This window comes from Streptacidiphilus sp. PAMC 29251 (assembly GCF_054208735.2).
Genome location: NZ_CM135725.2, coordinates 9,644,006 through 9,664,080, shown reverse-complemented (window position 1 = coordinate 9,664,080; position 20,075 = coordinate 9,644,006). Strand labels below are relative to the sequence as shown.

The 20,075-nt window shown below is 72.5% G+C and carries 21 protein-coding genes and 1 pseudogene; 8 read left to right on the top strand and 14 right to left on the bottom strand.

The genetic code is table 11. From position 1 onward, the window contains the following. Positions 1–2 precede the first annotated feature (2 nt). Positions 3–866: an amidohydrolase family protein gene (locus tag ACXKR8_RS46250; RefSeq protein WP_458270540.1), complete on the top strand. Its 864-nt coding sequence runs from the start codon at positions 3–5 to the stop codon at positions 864–866. On the opposite strand, the gene ACXKR8_RS46245 is transcribed toward ACXKR8_RS46250, so the two are convergent. Next, positions 851–1,768, bottom strand: coding sequence for an oxygenase MpaB family protein (locus ACXKR8_RS46245; RefSeq protein ID WP_458275252.1), 918 nt, complete (start codon positions 1,766–1,768; stop codon positions 851–853). The genes ACXKR8_RS46250 and ACXKR8_RS46245 overlap by 16 nt on opposite strands. A 138-nt stretch (positions 1,769–1,906) precedes the next feature. Here ACXKR8_RS46245 and ACXKR8_RS46240 point away from each other — a divergent pair, with 138 nt between their 5' ends. Then, on the top strand, positions 1,907–2,857 hold the full coding sequence (locus tag ACXKR8_RS46240) for a MerR family transcriptional regulator (RefSeq protein WP_458270539.1): 951 nt from the start codon (positions 1,907–1,909) through the stop codon (positions 2,855–2,857). 7 nt (positions 2,858–2,864) lie between these two features. On the opposite strand, the gene ACXKR8_RS46235 is transcribed toward ACXKR8_RS46240, so the two are convergent. Then, on the bottom strand, positions 2,865–3,107 hold the full coding sequence (locus ACXKR8_RS46235) for a DUF6479 family protein (RefSeq protein WP_458270538.1): 243 nt from the start codon (positions 3,105–3,107) through the stop codon (positions 2,865–2,867). A gap of 58 nt (positions 3,108–3,165) precedes the next feature. Beyond that, positions 3,166–3,384: a DUF6480 family protein gene (locus ACXKR8_RS46230; protein WP_458270537.1), complete on the bottom strand. Its 219-nt coding sequence runs from the start codon at positions 3,382–3,384 to the stop codon at positions 3,166–3,168. Between the two features lie 201 nt (positions 3,385–3,585). Between ACXKR8_RS46230 and ACXKR8_RS46225 the strand changes: the two genes are divergently transcribed. Continuing rightward, entirely contained in the window at positions 3,586–5,286 is a 1,701-nt protein-coding gene (locus ACXKR8_RS46225; RefSeq protein ID WP_458270536.1) for a RecQ family ATP-dependent DNA helicase, read from the top strand. 64 nt (positions 5,287–5,350) lie between these two features. Here ACXKR8_RS46225 and ACXKR8_RS46220 read toward each other — a convergent pair whose 3' ends face one another. The 5 genes from ACXKR8_RS46220 to ACXKR8_RS46200 all read right to left on the bottom strand — a co-directional run bounded on the left by ACXKR8_RS46220 (position 5,351) and on the right by ACXKR8_RS46200 (position 7,236). After that, positions 5,351–5,590, bottom strand: a complete 240-nt coding sequence (locus ACXKR8_RS46220) for a hypothetical protein (protein ID WP_458270535.1) — start codon at positions 5,588–5,590, stop codon at positions 5,351–5,353. A gap of 81 nt (positions 5,591–5,671) precedes the next feature. Beyond that, complete coding sequence (locus ACXKR8_RS46215; RefSeq protein ID WP_458270534.1) at positions 5,672–5,932, bottom strand: WhiB family transcriptional regulator; 261 nt, start codon at positions 5,930–5,932, stop codon at positions 5,672–5,674. Positions 5,933–6,039: 107 nt separating this feature from the next. Then, positions 6,040–6,279: a hypothetical protein gene (locus tag ACXKR8_RS46210; RefSeq protein WP_458270533.1), complete on the bottom strand. Its 240-nt coding sequence runs from the start codon at positions 6,277–6,279 to the stop codon at positions 6,040–6,042. Then, entirely contained in the window at positions 6,276–6,719 is a 444-nt protein-coding gene (locus ACXKR8_RS46205; RefSeq protein ID WP_458270532.1) for an ATP-binding protein, read from the bottom strand. The genes ACXKR8_RS46210 and ACXKR8_RS46205 overlap by 4 nt, the downstream gene beginning before the upstream one ends. A gap of 106 nt (positions 6,720–6,825) precedes the next feature. After that, complete coding sequence (locus ACXKR8_RS46200) at positions 6,826–7,236, bottom strand: nuclear transport factor 2 family protein (protein WP_458270531.1); 411 nt, start codon at positions 7,234–7,236, stop codon at positions 6,826–6,828. A gap of 120 nt (positions 7,237–7,356) precedes the next feature. Here ACXKR8_RS46200 and ACXKR8_RS46195 point away from each other — a divergent pair, with 120 nt between their 5' ends. After that, positions 7,357–8,217 carry a MerR family transcriptional regulator gene (locus tag ACXKR8_RS46195; protein WP_458270530.1) on the top strand — a complete coding sequence of 287 codons (861 nt, stop codon included), beginning with the start codon at positions 7,357–7,359 and terminating at the stop codon, positions 8,215–8,217. Here ACXKR8_RS46195 and ACXKR8_RS46190 read toward each other — a convergent pair. Further along, the gene (locus tag ACXKR8_RS46190) at positions 8,214–10,043 is read right to left on the bottom strand and encodes a GAF domain-containing SpoIIE family protein phosphatase (protein WP_458270529.1); all 1,830 of its coding nucleotides are present in this window, start codon (positions 10,041–10,043) and stop codon (positions 8,214–8,216) included. The two genes, ACXKR8_RS46195 and ACXKR8_RS46190, sit on opposite strands and share 4 nt — an antisense overlap. 401 nt (positions 10,044–10,444) lie before the next feature. Beyond that, positions 10,445–11,143, bottom strand: a complete 699-nt coding sequence (locus ACXKR8_RS46185) for an acetate uptake transporter (RefSeq protein ID WP_458270527.1) — start codon at positions 11,141–11,143, stop codon at positions 10,445–10,447. 142 nt (positions 11,144–11,285) lie between these two features. On the opposite strand from ACXKR8_RS46185, the gene ACXKR8_RS46180 reads away from it, so the two are divergent. Then, positions 11,286–11,597, top strand: coding sequence for a DUF4429 domain-containing protein (locus tag ACXKR8_RS46180; protein WP_458270526.1), 312 nt, complete (start codon positions 11,286–11,288; stop codon positions 11,595–11,597). Positions 11,598–11,641: 44 nt separating this feature from the next. On the opposite strand, the gene ACXKR8_RS46175 is transcribed toward ACXKR8_RS46180, so the two are convergent. The 4 genes from ACXKR8_RS46175 to ACXKR8_RS46160 form a co-directional block, all read right to left on the bottom strand. After that, positions 11,642–11,881: a hypothetical protein gene (locus ACXKR8_RS46175; protein ID WP_458270525.1), complete on the bottom strand. Its 240-nt coding sequence runs from the start codon at positions 11,879–11,881 to the stop codon at positions 11,642–11,644. Between the two features lie 186 nt (positions 11,882–12,067). After that, positions 12,068–13,129 (bottom strand): hypothetical protein, encoded by a 1,062-nt coding sequence (locus ACXKR8_RS46170; RefSeq protein ID WP_462100131.1) that lies wholly within the window; start codon positions 13,127–13,129, stop codon positions 12,068–12,070. A 75-nt stretch (positions 13,130–13,204) separates the two neighbouring features. Then, complete coding sequence (locus tag ACXKR8_RS46165) at positions 13,205–13,375, bottom strand: hypothetical protein (protein WP_458270523.1); 171 nt, start codon at positions 13,373–13,375, stop codon at positions 13,205–13,207. A gap of 66 nt (positions 13,376–13,441) precedes the next feature. Then, positions 13,442–15,862, bottom strand: a complete 2,421-nt coding sequence (locus ACXKR8_RS46160; RefSeq protein ID WP_458270522.1) for an FUSC family protein — start codon at positions 15,860–15,862, stop codon at positions 13,442–13,444. Positions 15,863–16,028: 166 nt separating this feature from the next. On the opposite strand from ACXKR8_RS46160, the gene ACXKR8_RS46155 reads away from it, so the two are divergent. From ACXKR8_RS46155 to ACXKR8_RS46145, 3 genes and pseudogenes are all read left to right on the top strand, one after another. Continuing rightward, positions 16,029–16,793, top strand: a complete 765-nt coding sequence (locus ACXKR8_RS46155; RefSeq protein ID WP_458270521.1) for an SDR family oxidoreductase — start codon at positions 16,029–16,031, stop codon at positions 16,791–16,793. A 136-nt stretch (positions 16,794–16,929) separates the two neighbouring features. Beyond that, positions 16,930–17,781, top strand: a complete 852-nt coding sequence (locus ACXKR8_RS46150) for a DUF1996 domain-containing protein (RefSeq protein WP_458270520.1) — start codon at positions 16,930–16,932, stop codon at positions 17,779–17,781. 84 nt (positions 17,782–17,865) lie between these two features. Continuing rightward, positions 17,866–20,057 (top strand): annotated as a pseudogene (locus ACXKR8_RS46145) (discoidin domain-containing protein). Positions 20,058–20,075: the final 18 nt, after the last annotated feature.

Below are 20,075 nucleotides of genomic sequence, written 5' to 3'. Positions count from 1 at the left end.
CCATGAGCACACCGACCGTCGACGCGCACCACCACCTCTGGGACCTCTCGGTCCGGGACCAGGACTGGATCACCGGCCCGGAACTCGCCCCGCTGCGCCGCAGCTTCGCGCTCGCGGAGCTGGAGCCGCAGGCCGCCGCCGCCGGGATCCAGGCCACCGTTCTGGTGCAGACGATCACCGTGGCCGCCGAGACCCCCGAGTTCCTGGCCGTGGCCGCGGACAGCCCCCTGGTCGCCGGAGTGGTGGGCTGGACCGATCTGACCGCCCCCGACGTCGCCGACACCCTGGCCGCCCTGCGCCGACTACCGGGCGGGGAGCACCTGGTGGGCATCCGGCACCAGGTCCAGGGCGAACCCGACCCGGACTGGCTGCGCCGCCCCGACGTCCAGCGCGGGCTGGCCGCGGTCGCCGCCGCCGGGCTCAGCTACGACCTGCTGGTCCAGGCCCACCAGCTCCCGGCCGCCGTCGCCGCGGCCACCGCGCTGCCGCAGCTGACCTTCGTGCTGGACCACCTCGGCAAACCCCCGGTCAGCTCAGGGGAGTTGGAGCCCTGGGCGGGGCAACTGCGGGCCCTGGCCGCCCTGCCGAACACGGTCTGCAAGCTCTCCGGTCTGCTCACCGAGGCCGACTGGGCGCACTGGACCCTCGCCGACCTGCGCCCCTACACCGACACCGCGTTGGACGCCTTCGGCCCCGACCGGCTGATGTTCGGCTCCGACTGGCCGGTCAGCACCCTCGCCGCCGGCTACCAGCAGAGCGTCGACACCGCCCGCGCCCTGACCAGCACGCTCAGCCCGGCCGAACAGGCGGCGGTCTTCGGCGGAACGGCAGCCCGGGCCTACCGGCTGTTTCAGACGGAGGCCTGAGCCGGGTCCACGTCCGGTCCCGCCTCGTCGGAAGGCGGTCGCATCGCCCAGCGGATGGTGCGGATGACCGCCTGCCCCACGATCGGCGCGGCGACGGCCTCGACCGGCCACCCGGGCAGGCCCAGCGGCTGCCGGGCCCAGCGCGGGAGCAGGTCGGTGGCCGCCGCCGCCAGGCCCGCATAGGCCGGCAGCGCGACCACCGGGAGCGGCGGGTGCAGCAGCAGGAAGCGGGTGGCCTCCCGCGAGCCGCGGGTGGCCTGGAGCTCGGGCCGGTAGTCCGCCAGCCGCGCGGCCAGCTCGGCCACGGTCCGCGGCGGATCACTCACCCCGAGCCGCTCGGCGATCTCCGCGGTGTCGGCGACGTAGCCGTCGCAGCCGGCCCGGTCCAGCGGGGCGGCGCCGTAGCGCTGGTGCGCCCTGAGGAAGCTGTCGACCTCCGCCACATGCACCCATTCCAGCAGGTGCGGATCGGACGCGTGATAGGGACGGCCCTCGTCGGTGGTGCCGCGCACCTTCTCGTGGACCGCGCGCACCCGCTCGGTCACGCTCTCGGCGTCGGCGGCGGTGCCGAAGGTGGTGGTCGCCAGGAAGGTGCTGGTCCGCTGCAGCCGCCCCCAGGGGTCGCTGCGATAGCCGGAGTGCGCCGCCACCGCGGCCATCGCCAGCGGGTGCAGCGACTGCAGCAGCAGGGCGGCCAGGCCGCCGACGAACATCGAGGCGTCCCCGTGCACGGTCCTGATCGGCCGGTCGGCGGCGAACCAGCGGGGCCCGGGGGTGTCATGGATCCGGCTGCGGGTGTCCGGCCCGGTCGGACCGGCCACCCGTTCGAACAGCGCCCGCCCGAGCTGCGCCCGGACGTAGGGCAGACCGGGCAGCGCGGAAAGGGAGGGCAGGGAGGACATCGAGGGCAAGGGGGGCAGTCCGGGCAAGGAGACCATGGTCCGAGTATCCCCCGCCCTGCTCCGCGCGGCGGTGACCCGGTCGGCTGGGTACGTTGGGAAGATCTTCGCCACCCACGCCACATGCCGAAGGGAGGGACCGTGCCGGACGAGGACCCCGGTCTGAGCACAGGCGCGGTGGCCCGCCTGCTGGGCGTCAGCGCGGCCACCGTACGCAGCTGGGAGCGCCGCTACGGCATCGGCCCGGCCGGGCGGGGGGCGGGGCAGCACCGGCGCTACCACCACCGCGATGTGGACCGGCTGGCCCATATGTGCCGGCTGACGTCCCAGGGGATCCCGCCCGCCGAGGCCGCTCGGCTCGCCGTGGCGCCGCTGCCGCCGGACGCGGCTCCTGACGCCACGCCCGCCGCCGCGCCGCCCCGGGTTCCTGCCGACAGCAGTGGCGCCGCGTGCCGGGGCCTGGCCCGCGCCGCCGTGCGCCTGGACGCGGTCGCGATGGAGCACATCCTCGCCGAGAGCCTCGCCGACCGGGGTGTCGTCGACACCTGGGAGCAGCTGGCCGCCCCGGTGCTGCGCTCGGTCGGCAAGAAGTGGGCCGGTTCCAACGGCCGCTATGTGGAGGTCGAGCACCTGCTCTCGGCCACCATCAGCCGTTCGCTGCACCGGGCAGGGCCCGCCACCGCCGCGCAGATCTTCGTGGGACCGCCGCCGGGACTGGTCCTGCTCGCGGGCAGCCCCTCCGACCTGCACACCCTTCCGCTGGACGCGCTGCACGCGGCCCTGCTCGAATCCGGCGCCCCGGTGCTGATGCTGGGCGCGTCCGTTCCGGCGGACGCGCTAGCCTCGGCCGCCGACCGCTGCGACACCCGAGCGGTCGTCGTCTGGAGTCAGCACCGGCCCACCGCCGACCCGGGCCAACTGGCCGAGCTGACCACCCGGCTCCGGGGGCCGGCCGGAGCCCGCCGGAGCCTGCGGGTCCATGCGGCCGGGCCCGGCTGGCACGGCGTGCCGTTGGCCCCCGACGTCCTGCGGCTGACGGACCTGCGCTCCGCCGTGACCCAGCTCGGCCGACCGGGCCCGGCGGACTTCTGACGCCCGATCAGGGAGCGGAGCCGTCCACCGGCCCGAGCAGGCCGACCTCCGGGCGCAGACCGGGCGGCTCGATCAGGGCCGCCACCGCGTCTCGCGGCGGCAGCAGGATCCCGTCGGGCGAGGGCTCCCGCTCCTTGCGCCGCGCCCCCAGGATGAACGCCAGGATCAGCACCCCGACGACGATCACGCCGACCACGACGCCACCGCCCAGTGCCCCTGCTTCGGTGAAACCCGATGCCATCTCGAACATGAGCGCACTCCTTGTCTCGAAAGCCACTGACCGGTCGGTGTAGCCATGGCCGGTCGGTCTAACCGGCGAAGATCCTCGCGATCATGAAACCCGCGGTGAAGAGGGCGACCAGGGCGACAGCTGTCAGCCCCGCCCAGGTCCACCACTCGTCGTGCGCGGGATGCGGATCCCGGGTGGAGATGCTCAGGCCGGTGGACGACTCGCACTCCGGCGTCTCCGTGGGCGCGGGCCCCCTGGCGGGGATGCCGCCCGGGGTCAGGAAAGAGCTGGTGGACATGGGAACCTCCCGGTCTTCAGCGGTACCTCTCCAGCCTCCCCCCCGGCCCGCCCGGACCGCAGTCCGCAGCGTTTCCGCACAACTACGCGACCACCTGTGTCCAGCGTCGCCGGGACGGCGGTATCCGGCCCGGCTCTGGGTAGTCGCCCCTCACTGGTACCGCCGACAGCCCTCCCCCGGGCCGAACACTTACGGAGCGTCATGTTCACTACGGTCTCCCGGCGGCTGCAGCGCAGCGCCCGGAAAGCCTTCGGGTGGAAGCGGCTGCGGCCCGAGCAGCTGCTGGCCATGAAGGCGGTCATGGAGCGGCGGGACACCCTGGTGGTGATGCCCACCGGCGCGGGCAAGTCCGCGGTCTACCAGGTGCCGGGGCTGCTGCTGCCGGGGCCGACCGTGGTGGTCTCGCCGCTGATCGCCCTGCAGCGGGACCAGGTGCTGGGCCTGCTGCGCCGCAACGGCCCGGACGCGGCGGCGGTGAACTCCACCCAGACCGCCGGCGAGAACGAGGCGGTGTGGGACCGGATCAGCGAGGGGGACATCGACTTCCTGTTCCTGGCCCCCGAGCAGTTGGCCAAGGACGAGGTGATCGAGCAGCTCGCCGCCGCCCGTCCGGCCCTGTTCGTGGTCGACGAGGCCCAGTGCGTGTCCTCCTGGGGGCATGACTTCCGCCCGGAGTACCTGCAGCTGCGGCATGTGGTGGACCGGATCGGACGCCCGCCGATCCTGGCGCTGACGGCCAGCGCCGCCGCCCCGGTCCGGGCCGACATCATCGCCCAGCTCGGCATGCGGGACGTCCGCGAGATCGTCACCGGTTTCGACCGGCCCAACATCAGCCTTGAGGTGATCCCCTTCCAGGACGCCGCGGTCAAGCGCCGGGCGGTGCTGGAGCGGGCCGCCGCCGAGCCCAAGCCCGGCCTGGTCTACGCCGCCACCCGCCGCGACGCCGAGGACTACGCCCGGGAACTGGCGGAGCTGGGCCTGGACGCCGCCGCCTACCACGCGGGCCTGCGCGCGGCCGAGCGCACCGAGGTGCACGACCGGTTCCTGGCCGGCGGTCTCGATGTGGTGGTCGCCACCTCGGCCTTCGGCATGGGCATCGACAAGCCGGACGTCCGCTTCGTGCTGCACGCCTCAGTGCCCGGCTCGCTGGACGCCTACTACCAGGAGATCGGCCGGGCCGGACGGGACGGCCTCCCGTCCCGGGCGATCCTCGCCTACCGCACCCAGGACCTCGGCATGCAGCGGTTCTTCGCGGCCGGACGCCCCGACCCGGACACCGTGACCCAGGTCGCGCAGACCCTGAAGAACCACCGCACCCCGGTCTCCCCCACCGAGCTGCGCGAGGAGACCCAGCTCACCGCCAGCCGGCTGACCGCGGTCGTCAATCTGCTGGAACAGGTGGACGCGGTCAGCACCACCGCGGACGGCGACCTGGAGTCGGTCAGCGGCATCAGCGCCCAGCGCGCCGCCAAGGAGGCGGTCCAGCTCGGCGACGCCCGCCAGCAGTTGGAGCGCTCCCGGGTCGACATGATGCGCGGCTACGCGGAGACCGCGGGGTGTCGGCGGCGGTTCCTGCTGGGCTACTTCGGCCAGGCCCTGGACGACCCCTGCGGGACCTGCGACCGGTGCGAGTCCGCCGAACTCACCGAGGAGGGCCGGCCAGGGAACCTGACCGATGTGCTGGCCGGCACCGGCAGCAGCATGGCGCCGCCGCCCGCGCCGAGCGTCCCGCACCCGTTCGCGCCCGGGGCCCGGGTCACCCACGGGCACTGGGGCAGCGGCGCGGTGATGAGCGAGGAGGAGGGCCGGCTCACCGTCCTGTTCGAGACCGTGGGCTACCGCACCCTGGCCCTGGACGTGGTGCTGGCGAACGACCTGCTCACCGTCGCCGGCCAGGACTGACACCGGGGCGGCCGAGCGGGGGCCGTCCCATCATGGGACGGCCCCCGCTCGACGTTCTGCCCGCTCAGCGGGTCGCGATCTGCCAGACGATCACCAGTCGGGGCTGCTCCAGCACCACCCAGGAGAAGACCATCCCGGGCAGCAGCTCGGCGTGCCGACCGGGGCCGTAGATCGTCCCCTGGGCCAGCGCCGTCTCGTCCGAGAGCTGCTCCAGTGCTTCCTGGATCAGCGGCTGGCGCTCGGACCCGTAGGCCCCCAGCTCCATCGAGACCTCCACGGTGGTGGTCACCCTGAACCCGCTCACTCGCTCACATCCTCATTGTCTGTCCAGGCATACCCGGTGGCCCGATCCGGCGAACGGGTCGTGCTGTCTGCCGTTCCGGGTCTAGTGGTTGCCGCTGCGGGCCCGGGCCCCGCGCTGGTTGCGGCGCTTGAGCGCGCGGCGGTCCTCCTCGGTCATGGCGCCCCAGATGCCGGATTCCTGGCTGGTCTCCATGGCCCACTGCCGACAGGTGTCCAGCACCGGACAGCGACGGCAGACCGCCTTGGCCAGCTCCACCTGGAGCATCGCCGGACCGGTGTTGCCGACCGGGAAGAAGAGTTCCGGGTCCTCGGTACGGCAGGCCGCTCGGTCACGCCAGTCCATCGGGCTCTCCATTCATCCGGGGGATCGATCACAGGCTGATCACTGGCACCTGTCCCCCTTGCCGGAGCGGAAACCCGGTCGACGGCGGTCACCCTGGTCATCCGAGGTCACCCCCAGTGGTTGGCGTCCCCGCCCAGCCACTCCACGCTGCCGTCGGCCTTGAGATCCAGGTCCATCAGGCCGGCCCGGCGGCAGATCTCGGCGACATCGGCGAAGGAATGCGCCTGGCCGACCGGGAAGCCCAGAATGTCGACGCCGCGGAACGGCGGATCGTCCTGGACCAGCGGATGGACGACGACGTGCGCGTGGTGGTGCCCCAGATCGATCTGCTCTCCGTTGTCAGTCATGCCCCGCGCCTGCCCTGTTCGCAGCGAAGAAGGCCAGGACCGGGCGGACGGAAGCAGGCGCTGATCGTCTTTCCGTTCGACCGGGTGTGGGCCTCCCACCGGTCGGCCAGGGCGTCCACGATCACCATGCCCCGCCCGGACGTGCTCTCATCGTCGGCGGCACGCGGAGCGGGCAGGTCGGTGGAGGAGTCGCTGACACTGACATGGAGGCAGGTCCGGTCCCAGGTCAGGACCACCTGGGCATTGCTGTGCGCGTGGACGTGGGCGTTGGTGATCAGCTCACTGACGGTCAGCAGCACGTCGTCGACCGTCTCCGGCGCTGCCACCGTCCAGCCGAGGGTCTCCAGATGGCTCAGCGCCCAACGCCGGCCTGCCTGGACCCCGCTCTCCACCGGGAAGGACCGTGCCCACCCTGTCGCCTTGATGGACGATTCGCTCATTAGCCCGATTCCCCCTTCTGTGGTCATCGGGAACACGCCTACCCGCGCACAGCCGGAGCATCCTGCCCTCCAGGTCCAGCCGGGCCCAGCCGTGGGTCGGCGCCGGCTAGGCGCCCCGGTTCCCGCCGGCTCGCAGCGTGCTGAAAACGTGGGCGGTGTCGTTGTACTCGCGCCCTCGCCTGATTCTCGCGCCCTCGAATTCGAAGTAGACATGGTAGAGATTGTTGAAGGTTTTTCCCTCGACAGTTCTGGCGAAGCTCTCGAGTTGGACGGCGATCTTGTTGTCCTCGGCGACCATCTCGCCGATCTCGAATCTGATTCCGCCGTCGAGGCGTGTTTTGATCCATTCGAGACCTGCTGCGAACGCGGGCATCCGCAACGTTTGGCGCGTCGTCGGATACCAAAAGGTCGCGTCATCGTGGAACAGCGCGACAGCACCGGCGACATCTCCGGCTGAGAAGCGATCGAAGAACTGCCGCACGCTTTGCCTGTTGGCCTCAAGGGTCGTCGCCTGCATGACGTCTCCATTCACTCGCACGGTGGTGTGTCCAGCCACCCTCGCGTCTCCCGCCAGGGGAGAGTCAAGCCCGCTTGTGGTTGTCGCCGTCGACTTGACTCTCCCGGCGGGGGAGGGTCGATGCTGGTTGTCGTGAACCGTTTGCAGATCGGAGCCTTCTCCAGGCTGACTCATCTCAGCGTCAAGACGTTGCGCTACTACCACGAGATCGGTCTCCTGGAACCGGCCGCGGTGGACTCGGTCAGTGGATATCGCTATTACCTGACGGGCCAGGCCGAGACGGCGCAGTTGGTACGGCGCCTCCGCGATCTGGAGATGCCCGTCGCTGATGTCAAGGCCGCCCTGGCCGCGCCCGATCAGGCCGCCCGCGACCGGATACTGGCCAGGCACCTGGACCGGCTCCGTCAGCAGTTGCGCCAGACCGAAGCCGCGGTCGACTCGCTGCGGAGCATGTTGGACGGATCGCCGCGCCCCATCCAGGTCGCGGAGCGGGAGCTGGCGGCCGCCCTGACCCTCTCGGTCTCGGCTGACGTCGCCCGGGCCGATCTCGGCGCCTGGTGGCGCGCGGGTCTGCGAGGACTGCTCGCCGTCGCGGCGGAGGCCGGCATTCAGGCGGCCGGTCCGGCCGGCGGCGTGTACGAGGACAGCCTGTTCACCGACGACCGGGGCAGGGCGCGGGTCTACCTGCCCGTCCAGGACATCGCGCGGGCCTCCGGCTCGGAGTGCCTCTTCGATCTGCCGGCGGGACGGTACGCAGTCGCCGGCTACGACGGCCCCCACTCCGAAGCCGACCGGGTCTACGCCGCGCTCGGCACCTACGCCGCGCAGAGCGGTCGCGACGCCGCCGGGCCGGTGCGCGAGCACTACCTCACCGGCCCGCTCGACACGCCCGACCGGAGCGAATGGCGCACAGAGCTCTGCTGGCCGCTGTCGCGCCAGCGGGGTTTGCTGTCGCGCCAGCGGGGTTCGCTGTCGCGCTAGCGGGGGTCGGGGATCCGCAGCGCGAGCAGTACGACGTCGTCGTCGGACTCGGGGGCGGTGATCCGGTCGGCGAGCTGCCCGAGCAGCTCGGGCAGCGGGACGGCCGGGTCGGCGCCGGCCAGCAGCTCGGCGGTGCGGGTGATGGCGATGTCCAGGTCCTGGCCGCGGCGTTCGATCAGGCCGTCGGTGTAGAGCAGCAGCGTGGAGCCCGGGGCCAGCAGCAGCCGGTGGTCCCGCCGGGTCCCCGGGTGGAACCCGTAGTGCAGCAGCACCCCGTGGTCGTTCAGCCGGCGTACCGTGCCGTCGGGCCGCAGCAGCAGCGGTGGCGGGTGTCCGGCGTTGGTCCAGGTCAGGTCCCAGCCCCGGCCGGCCGGGTCGGGGTGCAGATGGGCGTGCACCAGCGTCCCGGAGGCCTCCAGGGGCAGGGTGCGGCAGGCGTGTTCCAGGGCGGTCAGCGCCGCGGCGGGGCCGTGGCCGTTGTGGATCAGGGCGGCCTGCCGCAGCATGCTGCGGATCTGCCCCATCAGCGCGGCGGCGTGGATGTCGTGGCCGGTGATGTCACCGACCGTGATCGCCAGGCCCGACGGACGGTCAGCGGTGGCGTGCGGCAGCGGAAAGGCGTCGTACCAGTCGCCGCCGACCATGTCGGCGCTGGACGCGGCCCGGTACAGGGCCGCCAGCTCCAGCCCCGGCACCACCGGCAGCGCGCTGAGCATGGCCCGCTGCAGCTGGTGCGCGACCTGGATCCGCTCGTCGAGGAAGACCGCGCGCTCCAGGGCCTGCGCGGTGTACCCGGCGATGCTGGTCAGCACCGAGGCCTCGGTCAGGTCCACCTGGTGCGGGGTGTTCCAGCCCAGGGCCAGCACGCCGACCGGACCGCGGGCGCCGGTCAGCGGCAGGCACACGGCCGAGGCGATGCCCAGCGCGTCGAACGCCGCCACCGCGGCGGGCCCGTACTCGGCGGCCAGGTGCTCCCGGTCCGGGACGGTGACCATCCGGCGCTCGCGCAGGGCCCGGGCCGCGGCGAAGTCGGCGCTGACCCGGGTGAACTCGTCGTCCGTCTCGACCACCCGGGGGGTACGGGTGTCCGGCACCCGGCGCAGCAGGTCGCCCTCCAGCAGCTGCAGGCCGACGTAGGAGGGCTTGAGATCGCCGCTGACCAGATCCCTGACCCGCATCCGGACCTGGTCCACGCTCCAGGTCCCGGTCAGTTCCTGGGCCGCGCGCAGCAGCAGCTCGGCGCTGGCCAGGGCCTGCCGGGCCTGCCCGGCCAGGTCCTGGGCGCTCTGCTGCGCGGTGGTGGCGTGCAGCGAGGCGATCCGCAGCCGCAGTTCGGCCGAGCAGGCCGCGGCCAGGTCCGCCAGATCGGCCAGCTCGCGGTCGGTCCAGGCGCGGACCCCGGTGTCGATCGCGCACAGCGATCCCAGCACATGCCCCTCGGCGTCGGTCAGCGGCATCCCCGCGTAGGCCACCACGCCCAGGTCCGGGATCGCCATGCTGGCGCAGGTCAGGGCGTCGGCCCGGGCGTCGTCCAGGACCAGCGGGCTGCCGGTGGCCACCACGTGCTGGCACAGCGAGTGCGACAGCGGGGTCTGCCGCTGGGTGGCCCAGGGGTCCGCCGCCAGGCCGACCATGCCGGGGAAGACCTGCCGGTCCGGCTCGACCAGCGACACCAGGGCCACCGGCACGTCCACGATCCGGGCCACCAGCCGGGCGAACCGCTCCATGTCCGGATCCGGCGCCGCGGTCAGGCCGGTCTCACGCAGGGCCAGCAGCCGCTCCGGCCCCGAGAGGGGTGCGGGCGCGCTCCCACCGTCCGTGCCCACCTGCTGCCTCCCTGGCATGTCCCATGTCCCGCCCAATGCCCCGTTCCAGAGCACCACATCGTACGGTCAACGGGCCCTGTGCCCGGACCCTCGGCAAGGAGCGGTCGTCATGGCATAGTGCCTCTTCTTGATCCGTTTTCTGGCAACGGTGCCAGATCGCCGAACGGAATCACGGGTGGAGGACTGATGATCACCTGGCCCCAGGCCCGACCCCCGCGGCTGGGCCCGACGCCCTGCGGCGGCTGCGGCGCGGACCACGAGCAGCCCGCCGCGGCGGCGGCCCATAACCCGGCCGCCCGCACCGCCCCCGCCCCCGTGCCTGCTCCCGTGCTGGCCCGTGCCCCCGCTCCTACCCCGTTCCCGCCGGGCAGGACGTCCCCGCGCCCGGTTGAGGCCCGCCCTCAGTCGGCGGTGGTGCCGAGCTTCCCCATCGGCAGCACCGGGCGCCCCCAGGTGCTGGCCAGCACCTGACCCGCCAACAGGTACAGCGCTCCCGCCGCCGCCGCGAGTCCGCTCCAGCCCGCGATCCGGTTCCACACGGTCACCCCGGTGAAGCCGAAGACCGTCATCGCGACGAACACCACCAGCACACAGCTGAAGGTGGTCAGCAGGGCGTAGTGGATCCGGAACGCGGCCAGCCACAGGACAAAGACCACAAATACCCACGGAAGAGTGAACACCCCGGCGGCGGTGCCGCGCACCGACGGGTCCAGGCCCGGCAGCACCCACCGCAGCATCACCGCCTTGGCGCACCAGAACAGCCCGAATCCGCCGAACACCGTCGCATGCCAGGTGTCACCGCGATGGGCCTGGAACAGCCCGGCGATGAGCTGCGCCAGGCCACCGATGAAGAAGCCCACCGGGACCACCTCGGCGGACACGCTCTCCGGGAACACCCCGGCGTCGAGGCCGGTCGCGATGGTGGTGACCACGATGAACCCCACCAGCCCCAAGGGACCCAGCTGCGCCTGGGCGGTGGGCTCCATCCGCCGCACCGACCGGGCCTGCGCCCGCGGCCCGGTCCGCCGCCGGAGCTCCTCCCGACGTGCTCCCCCGCCCCGGCCGCCGTAGCCGCGCACTACCTCGTTCGAACTGCTCATCCCTACGGCCTCCTGCGTCGCGACCCGGCCCTCCTTCCAGCCATACTGATCAACAACGGTCCGCACCGCGACTCCGCACCGCGACTCCGCCACGGGGCCGGAGCCACCCGCGTACCGCCACGGGCACCGACACCGGAGGGCCATGATGCGAGATACCTGCGAAGCCCAGGGAAAGCGGTCATCCGTCTCCTACGACGGCCACCGCGTCACCATCGTCCACAACCGCCTCGGCAGCGCCGGCCGGGGCACCCAGGTCATCCCGGTCGGCCAGGTCACCAGCATCCGCTGGCGCGCCGCTGGGAGGCTGAGCACCGGGTTCCTCCAGTTCACCCTCGCCGGTGCGGTCGAGTACGGCTGCGCGGCGACCTTCAACCAGGCCCAGCAGCCGGCCTTCGAGGCAGTGAAGGCGGCTGTCGAACAGACCCTCGCCGTCCACGGGGACCGGGTCGCCTGACCCGGTCCCGCACAACCGGTCCCGCACGCCCGGTCCCGCGCGGGTCAGTTGACGGGGTCGGAGAAGACCATGCCTCCCAGCGCCAGGCTGCGGCGGGCCGGGGGCACCGGTTCCACCGCGTCGGACGGGGGGCTCTGGAAGGCCGGCCGTCCGATCGGGAGCGGCCTGCGGCTGTCCCCGGCCGGGGCCCCGGCGGCGGGCAGGTCGGCGGGCTCGGCGCCCTCGGCAGGCTCGGAGAAGGCAAAGGCGAAGGCGGGGAGCCCGAGAGGGCGACGTTCAGTCATAGGGTGCAGTGTCCACGACGGACCACCCGCCGTGCGCCACAACCTGCCGTGCACAGGGGTCGGAAAGCTGGACGTCGTCCGGCGCCGCGGCCGGGCCGGGGACGCGGCCCCGGGGCCCGGCCCGCTCCCGGCGGGCCGGAGCGAGCAGGATCGAGGCCGCGGAGACCACGACGAAGGCGAGTCGGATCAGTCCCTGGATCGACGGTGAGTCGACCAGCAGCGCGGTCCCGTAGAGGCTGGCCAGCGCGGTCCAGCTCCACCACGGGACCAGCCGGCGCTGGCCGACGGTGTCCCAGAGCAGCGTGCCCAGCAGGATCGCGGCGGTGTAGTACGTGTAGACGCTGGGGTCCAGCAGGATCCGGGCGTCCGCGCCGAGCAGGACCACGGCGGCCCAGCGTCCCGCAGCACCGCCCAGGTGCCCAGCACCAGCCCGAGGACGGTCTGGGCCGGACGGTCCCACCACGGGGTGGTCGCGCTGTTCACCCCGAGCCAGCGCAGCGCCGAGGCCGGCTGGTTGGGGATGGTGAAGCGGGCCGCGGCCAGGGATTCCAGATTGCCGAGGTAGAACGGCAGCCAGGCCACGCCGACCACGGCGGCCAGGCTCAGCAAGGCGGGACGCCAGGAGGCCCTGGGCAGCGCCAGCAGCAGCGGCAGGAAGTTCAGCGCCCAGGGCTTGGAGTCGATCGCCAGCGCCAGCAGCACCGCGGTGGCGACCGGCCGCTGCTGGACCAGGGTCCGCACCGCCAGGGTGGTGAAGAACAGCGCGAGCACGTCGTCGAGGTGCGCGAAACGGACCGCGACCTCGGTCCACATCGGGATGAACGCCGCGCCCGCTATCAGCACCCGCTGCTGCAGCCGCCGGTGGTTGGTCCCGCTCCCCCGCTGGTGGTCGGCCGCGCTCCGGCCGACCAGCACCAGGATGTACAGGCCGAGCCCGGACATCAGCGCCTCGGCGGCGAGTTCGCCGATCGGTGCCGGCAGGGGCGCGAACAGGGCCGCGGTCAGAAAGCTGACCGGGCCCATCTGCAGCTCCGGATGGTTGGCGTACAGGGCCAGACCGCCGCCGGGGGCGTCCCCGACCAGCAGTTGGCCGCCGGTCCTGACGAAGTGCCAGGACACCCCGCCGTGCCGGGCGACCACGGCGAACCAGATCAGGGCCCACAGCCCGAGCAGCAGATGGTGCCGACGCACGACGGCCCAGGTCCGGCGGGGCGTCGCGCTCGCGCCGGGATTGTCTGTGTCGTGCATATGCCTCTCCTGTGATCTGCCGGTGATCATGGCAGAGCCAGGTAAGAGGCCGACGTGACGGCGGCAGCAGACCGATCAGCTGCGCCGTGCTCGCAGCAGCAGAAGCAGGAGGAGCGAAAGCCCGATCAGTCCGGCGAGGCCGGCGGCCGGACCGATGACCACGCCGCTGCGGTCGGTGCTGGTGCGGCCCGTGCTGGTGCGGCTCAGGCCCGCGGCGGGGCCGCCCATGGCCGTAACAAGTCTCATACCGGGAGCCTGCCCAGAGCCCGCGCCGGTAGGCGGACACCCCGGGCCGCGAACATGTTCGAAGCTTCAGTCCGCGGCCGGGACGGGCTCCCGTGGACGCTCCTCCGCCTCCCGCAGGCCGAGCACCCGGGCCAGGGTGAGCACGCCCTCGTCGAGCCGCTGCAGATGCCGCACCACCCGCAGCCCGACCGTCCGGTCGCGGTCGCGGCCGGTGCCGGTGCCGGTGTCGGTGTCGGCCGCGGTGCCGGCCGCGGGGGCGGCGCGGACCAGGGCCGACATGCTCGGCCCCGTCTCCAGCGCCGGCGAGCCCCGTCCCCCGTCGCGCAGGAACCCGATCAGCGTGTCGATGTTGCGGGCCAGTCGACGCCCGGCCTCGGCCAGCCGCGGGTCGGCGCTGACGCCGAGGCTGCCCGGGACGAGCCCGGCCGTCGCGGCCAGGCTCCGCGAGTGGTAGGCGCAGGTCTCCAGCAGGCCCAGCACGTACCGGGCGCGACGGCGCCGGTCGCGCAGCGGACTGGCCGGGTGGGTCAGCGGCTGGATCGAGGAGCGGAACGCGTCCAGCGCGGTGTCCAGCTCACGGGTGGCGTCGAGCAGGTCGGCGGCCGGCGCGCCGGCCAGCTGCGCCACCGACAGGCTCAGCGCCTGCCGCAGCCGCAGCAGGACGGTCACCAGCTGCTCGTCGGTCCGGCGCCGGGTGTGCACCGGCAGCACCAGCACCGCGGCGACCAGTCCGCAGGCCGCGCCCAGCGCGGTCTCCTCGATCCGCAGCACCAGCACGGCCGCGCTGTAGGTGTGCAGCAGGGTGTAGAGCAGGCCGATCATCGCGGTGACGAAGAACGACATCAGGGTGTAGGACAGCGGCGCGGTGAAGAACATGCCGAAGATGCACAGCACCACCAGCGTGAAGGCGGTCCAGGTGTCGTTCCCGACCAGCGCGGCCAGGCCGACCCCGGCCAGCACGCCGACCACCGTGCCGAGCAGTCGGCGGTAGCCCTTCACCAGGATCTCGCCGAGGGACGAGGTGTTGAGGAACACCACCCAGCAGGTCAGCACCGCCCAGTACCAGCGCTGGCTGGACAGCAGTTCCCCGCCGAGGACGGCCAGCGCCGAGCCGGTGGTGACCTGCCAGGCGGCTCGGGTGGTGGGCCGGTCCAGCCCGGTCTGCTCCGGCGCCTTCTCGTCCTCGGCTGCCAGCAGCAGCTCCTCCACCCCCAGTTCCTCGCGGGAGCGGGAGTCCTCGGGGCTGCCGTCCTCGGCGGCGTCCGGCTCGGCGCCGAAGGCCAGCCGCAGCCCGAGCATGGCCCGGGCGAGGTCGCCGACCGCCCGGTAGACGTCCCGGACCGCGTCGCCGACATCGGGGATCCGCTCGTCGTCGCGGTAGTCGAGCAGCCGGTCGCGGACGGCGGCGAGACCGGTGCCGGCCGGGGCGCCCGGGGCCTCCGGGCCGGTCGCCGACCGTGCCACCAGGAGCCGGAGCCGGTGCAGCTCGCCGCCCAGCCGCACCAGGTCCGGATCGGACGGGGCGGGCTGCGCACCGGCAGGCGTCTGCGGCTCAGGCTGATGAAGCGCGGGAAGGCGGCGAGCGGGACGGTTCAGCTCGGGAAGGTGCAGCGCGAGGGTCATGCCCTGGTCCAGATCGCCGCCGCCACTGGTCCGCACCGCCCGGAGCAGCAGCAGGCCCAGGCGTTCCGCCGCGATCTCCGCCTCCGCGATGCGGCGCTGCAGCACCGAAGCCGCATACGGATCGGGCATGCCGCTCTCCAGCCGGGCCTGGATCATCAGCGCGCACGCGTGCAGCCTGGCGGTGCCCCGCCGCAGCTCACCCTCCGCGCGCTGGGCGGCCGGAGTTCCGACCCCGGCCTCGCCCACGGCCTCCAGGGCGTCCACGACATCCGCGAGCCGGGCCCGGAACGCCCGCCGCAACCGGCCCAGGGTGCGCTCCGGGGTCGCCCGGACCAGGCCGAAGCGCACCAGCGCGGCCACCCCGAAGGCGATGCCGAAGATGCCGTAGATGTGCGGGAGCATCGACGGGGTGACCCGTGCGAACTGCGAGACGAAGAAGAGCTGGAAGGCGATCAGCCCCAGCCCGGTACCGCGCGGGCCGAACCGGCGGACATACACCGCCGTGAAGATCAGCAGCAGGAACACCAGGTCGGCGGCCACCCGGTAGCGGGCCAGCTCGGCGCCCAGGGTGATCACCGCGAAGGCCGTGGGCACCGCGAGCGCCAGGGTGACGGCCTGGTCGCGCGGCTGCGGGTCGCTGATCGCGAACGACGCGACCATGGCGCACATCGCCCCGACCACCAGCAGCGGCACCGCCGTGTGCAGCGCGGCCAGCACCGCCAGCGTCACCACCACCGCACCGACCGTGGTCAGCGCGCTGCTGAGCCGGATCAGTCCCGGATCGGACGCGCTGAACCGGTCCCACAGCCCTTCCCTGACCCCCCGCCACCTCCTGAGCAGCGGTAGCCGTGTCGCCTCCTGCATACAGCCGCCCACACCTTTCAGCCCGCCCGCCGCCACGACGGGCTCCGCCCCTCAATCTGCCCCCGATTTCCCCCGGCACCGGAGAGGCACGAGGAAGAACAGGAAACACGAGCAAGAACAGGAAAGAGCTCTTCACTTCGGCCGGTCGGCGGCCCACTCTCTTCCCATGCGACTGAGCGGACGCACGGCCATCGTCACCGGGGGCTCCCGCGGGATCGGGCTGGCCGTGGCCGGCGGGCTGCTGGCGGCCGGCGCCAATGTGCTGGTCACCGCGCGGGACGGGCGCGGCCTGCAGGAGGCGGTGGCGCGGCTGCGCCAGGAGCGGCGCGCGGGCGGCGGCCAGGTGGCGCACCGCAGCGGCTCGGCCGGCGACCCGCTCGCCACCGCCGAATGGGTCGACACCTGCCTGGACCTCTTCGGCTCGGTCGACTTCGTGGTGAACAACGCCGGGGCGAACCAGCCGCTGAGCCCGGCCGTCGACGGCGACCCCGACACCTGGCTGGACACCTTCGCGGTGAATGTGCACGGCCCGCTGGCCCTGGTCCGTGCGGCCTGGCAGGCCTGGATGCGCGAGCACGGCGGCGCGGTGGTCAATATCGTCACCGAGGGCGTCCACGGCGCGGGCCCGAACCTGGCGGCGTACGAGACCAGCAAGGCGGCGCTGCTGCAGCTGACCCGCCATCTGGCCGCCGAACTGGCCCCCGGGGTACGGGTCAACTCGGTCTCCCCCGGCCTGGTCCGCACCGAACTGGCCCGCCACTACTGGGAACCGGACCAGGAGCGGCTCTCCGCCGCGATCCCGCTGCAGCGCCTGGGCGCCCCCGAGGACATCGCCGAAGCCGTCCTCTGGCTGCTCTCCCCCGCCGCCGCCTGGGTCACCGGCACCGACCTCCTGGTCGACGGCGGCCGCCGGGTCTCCCCCCGACGCTAGCCTCGCGCTGCTGCTGGACCGGCGCCGACCCCGGCCTTGGCAACTTTTGGCAAGCGCTTTCCAGCGCTCCGGTGCGAGATTACAGTCCGGATTCCACCCGTCCACCGATACTCAATCAGTCGCCCGGGAGGCGTCCATGAGTACTCGTTTCCGCGCGATCGCAGCCGCTGCGGTCGCCCTGACCTTAGGCACAGCCGGTTACCTGCAGTCGGCCGACGCGGCCGACACCCCGCCGCCCGCGCAGTACCAGGAGATGCACGCGGACTGCACCGTCAACCACCTGCTGTCGGACGACCCGATCGTGTTCCCCGGGCAGCCCGGCGCCTCGCACAACCACTCGTTCATCGGCAACCCGGCCACCAACGCGTTCTCCACGCCGGACTCGCTGGTCGGCGGGGCGACGTCCTGCGAGGACCCGCTGGACGCCTCGGGCTACTGGTTCCCGACGCTGCTGCAGAACGGCGTCCCGCTGATCCCGGACAAGCCGGTGATCTACTACAAGTCCGGGGTCAAGGACTACCGCACCGTCCAGCCGTTCCCGGCCGGTTTCAAGCTCCTGGTCGGCGACGCCCACAACATGGTCCCGGCGAACTTCACCGGCAACTGGAAGTGCCCCGGCTTCACCGGCACCAACTTCCCCGCGTCCTGCCCGAGCGGCACCTCCCTGGTCGTCCGGCTGCAGGCGCCGAGCTGCTGGGACGGCGTCCACCTGGACTCCGCCGACCACAAGTCCTACATGGCGTGGCCGGTCAAGGGGGTCTGCCCGGCCGACCACCCGGTGCCGCTGCCGATGCTCGAAGCCAAGATCCCCTACCCCTTGGCGAACGGGAACACCAGCGGGCTGGCCCTGGCCTCCGGCCCCGGCTACACGTTCCACTTCGACTTCATGAACGGCTGGAACGCGGCCCGCCAGGCCTCCCTGGTGAGCTACTGCATCAACGGCGGGCGCCAGTGCAACGGCTACGGCGTGGACACCAAGAACCCTTAGGCCGACCGGTCTCAGCCGTGTGCCCTCCGACGGCGGCGCCCCGCCCTCCGGGCGTCGCCCCACCCACCCCGTCAGGGAGACACCATGCGCGTCCCGTTCTTCCGACGCCGGCTCCTGCCCGGCCTCCTCACCGCGGCACTCGCCGCCACCGGCCTGTCCGTCACCGCCGCCGCCACCCCCGCGCACGCGGCCAGCTGCGACACCGCCACCGATGTCGCCCTCAACAAGCCCGCGACCGCCTCCTCGGTCCAGGGCAACAACTACCAGCCCGCCAAAGCCGTCGACGGCGACCTCGGCACCCGCTGGTCGAGCCAGGCCAGCGACCCGCAGTGGCTGCAGGTCGACCTCGGCGCCGGCACCGCGGTCTGCCAGGTGGTCATCAACTGGCAGAGCTCCTACGCCAAGTCGTTCCGGCTGGAGCTGTCCGACGACGGCAGCACCTGGAACCCGCTCTACTCCACCACCGCGAACACCGGCGGCGTGCAGACCGTCAACGCCACCGGCACCGGCCGCTACCTGCGGATGTACGCCACCCAGCGCAACAACGGCTACGGCGACTCCATCAAGGAACTGGTCGTCCACAGCGCGAACGGCACAGGCGGAGGCGGCGGCGGTACCTGCCAGACTCCCCCGCCGGTCTCCCAGGACCTCGGGCCGAAACGTCGTGGTCTTCGATCCGTCGATGTCCAGCGCGTCCATCCAGAGCAAACTGGACGCCATCTTCGCCCAGACCGAGACCGACCAGTTCGGCGACTACCGCTACGCGGTGATGTTCAAGGCCGGCACCTACCACGACATCAAACGTCAACACCGGCTTCTACACCTCGGTGATGGGCCTGGGCCGCAACCCCGACGACGTCACCATCAACGGTGACGTGACCGTCGACGCGGGCTGGCTCAAGGGCAACGCCACCCAGAACTTCTGGCGTTCGATCGAGAACCTGGCGATCACGCCCAGCCACACCGCCGACCGCTGGGCGGTGGCGCAGGGCGCGCCGATGCGCCGGGTGGACATCCACGGCGACCTCAACCTGGCGCCCAGCGGCTACGGTTGGGCCAGCGGCGGCTACATCGCCGACAGCAAGGTCGACGGCTCGGTCGACCCGTACTCCCAGCAGCAGTGGTACACCCGGGACAGCCAGATCGGCGGCTGGGGCAACGGCGTGTGGAACATGACCTTCTCCGGCGTGAAGGGCGCCCCGGCCACCAGTTTCCCCAAGCCCGCGTACACCACCCTGCCGACCACCCCGGTCGTGCGGGACAAGCCCTACCTCTACCTCAACGGCAACGACTACAACGTCTTCGTGCCGAACCTGCGGACCAACGCCTCCGGCACGACCTGGGCGGGCGGTTCGACCCCGGGCACCTCGGTGCCGCTGAGCCAGTTCTACGTCGCCAAGCCCGCCGACTCGGCCGCCACCCTCAACAACGCGCTGGCCTGCGGCCTGAACCTGCTGTTCAGCCCGGGCGTCTACCACCTGAGCCAGACCCTCAACGTGACCAGGCCCGACACCATCGTGCTCGGCATCGGCTACCCGACGCTGATCCCGGACAACGGCGTCAGCGCGATGAACACCGCCGATGTGGACGGGGTCAAACTCGCCGGGCTGCTGTTCGACGCGGGCCCGGTCAACTCGCCGAACCTGCTGCAGGTCGGGCCGGCCGGTGCGACCATCAGCCACGCCGCGGACCCCACCACCGTCCAGGACGTGTTCTTCCGCGTCGGCGGAGCGGGTCCCGGCAAGGTCACCACCGCACTGGTCGTCAACAGCGCCAACACCATCATCGACGACATCTGGGCCTGGCGCGCCGACCACGGCTCCGGGGTCGGCTGGACGGTCAACCCCTCCGACACCGGACTGATCGTCAACGGGGCGAACGTCTCCGCGTACGGCCTGTTCGTCGAGCACTTCGAGAAGTACGAGGTGGTCTGGAACGGACAGGGCGGCCGCACGATCTTCTTCCAGAACGAGATGCCCTACGACCCGCCGAGCCAGGCCGCCTGGCGCAGTGACGCGGGCGGGTACGCGGCCTACAAGGTGGCCGACACGGTCACCTCCCACGAGGCCTGGGGCCTGGGCTCCTACAGCCTGTTCACCACCGATCCGAGCATCGTGGCCGATCGCGGCTTCGAGGCGCCCGACAACCCCAACGTGAAGTTCCACGACATCTTCACCATCTCGCTGGGCAAGGGCTCCATCGCGCACGTCATCAACAACACCGGCGGCTCGACCGGCACCAGCGTCACTCCGGTGCCGATCGTCAGCTACCCCTGAGATCTGCCCTCCGGTCGG

Coding starts and splice junctions, on each gene's coding strand:
- ACXKR8_RS46155 (WP_458270521.1), top strand. CDS start 16,029: ATGCGACTGAGCGGACGCACGGCCATCGTCACCGGGGGCTCCCGCGGG.
- ACXKR8_RS46175 (WP_458270525.1), bottom strand. CDS start 11,881: ATGACTGAACGTCGCCCTCTCGGGCTCCCCGCCTTCGCCTTTGCCTTC.
- ACXKR8_RS46210 (WP_458270533.1), bottom strand. CDS start 6,279: ATGACTGACAACGGAGAGCAGATCGATCTGGGGCACCACCACGCGCAC.
- ACXKR8_RS46160 (WP_458270522.1), bottom strand. CDS start 15,862: ATGCAGGAGGCGACACGGCTACCGCTGCTCAGGAGGTGGCGGGGGGTC.
- ACXKR8_RS46200 (WP_458270531.1), bottom strand. CDS start 7,236: ATGCAGGCGACGACCCTTGAGGCCAACAGGCAAAGCGTGCGGCAGTTC.
- ACXKR8_RS46205 (WP_458270532.1), bottom strand. CDS start 6,719: ATGAGCGAATCGTCCATCAAGGCGACAGGGTGGGCACGGTCCTTCCCG.
- ACXKR8_RS46235 (WP_458270538.1), bottom strand. CDS start 3,107: ATGTTCGAGATGGCATCGGGTTTCACCGAAGCAGGGGCACTGGGCGGT.
- ACXKR8_RS46170 (WP_462100131.1), bottom strand. CDS start 13,129: ATGCACGACACAGACAATCCCGGCGCGAGCGCGACGCCCCGCCGGACC.
- ACXKR8_RS46225 (WP_458270536.1), top strand. CDS start 3,586: ATGTTCACTACGGTCTCCCGGCGGCTGCAGCGCAGCGCCCGGAAAGCC.
- ACXKR8_RS46215 (WP_458270534.1), bottom strand. CDS start 5,932: ATGGACTGGCGTGACCGAGCGGCCTGCCGTACCGAGGACCCGGAACTC.
- ACXKR8_RS46150 (WP_458270520.1), top strand. CDS start 16,930: ATGAGTACTCGTTTCCGCGCGATCGCAGCCGCTGCGGTCGCCCTGACC.
- ACXKR8_RS46245 (WP_458275252.1), bottom strand. CDS start 1,768: ATGTCCTCCCTGCCCTCCCTTTCCGCGCTGCCCGGTCTGCCCTACGTC.
- ACXKR8_RS46185 (WP_458270527.1), bottom strand. CDS start 11,143: ATGAGCAGTTCGAACGAGGTAGTGCGCGGCTACGGCGGCCGGGGCGGG.
- ACXKR8_RS46230 (WP_458270537.1), bottom strand. CDS start 3,384: ATGTCCACCAGCTCTTTCCTGACCCCGGGCGGCATCCCCGCCAGGGGG.
- ACXKR8_RS46165 (WP_458270523.1), bottom strand. CDS start 13,375: ATGAGACTTGTTACGGCCATGGGCGGCCCCGCCGCGGGCCTGAGCCGC.
- ACXKR8_RS46195 (WP_458270530.1), top strand. CDS start 7,357: ATGCTGGTTGTCGTGAACCGTTTGCAGATCGGAGCCTTCTCCAGGCTG.
- ACXKR8_RS46250 (WP_458270540.1), top strand. CDS start 3: ATGAGCACACCGACCGTCGACGCGCACCACCACCTCTGGGACCTCTCG.
- ACXKR8_RS46180 (WP_458270526.1), top strand. CDS start 11,286: ATGATGCGAGATACCTGCGAAGCCCAGGGAAAGCGGTCATCCGTCTCC.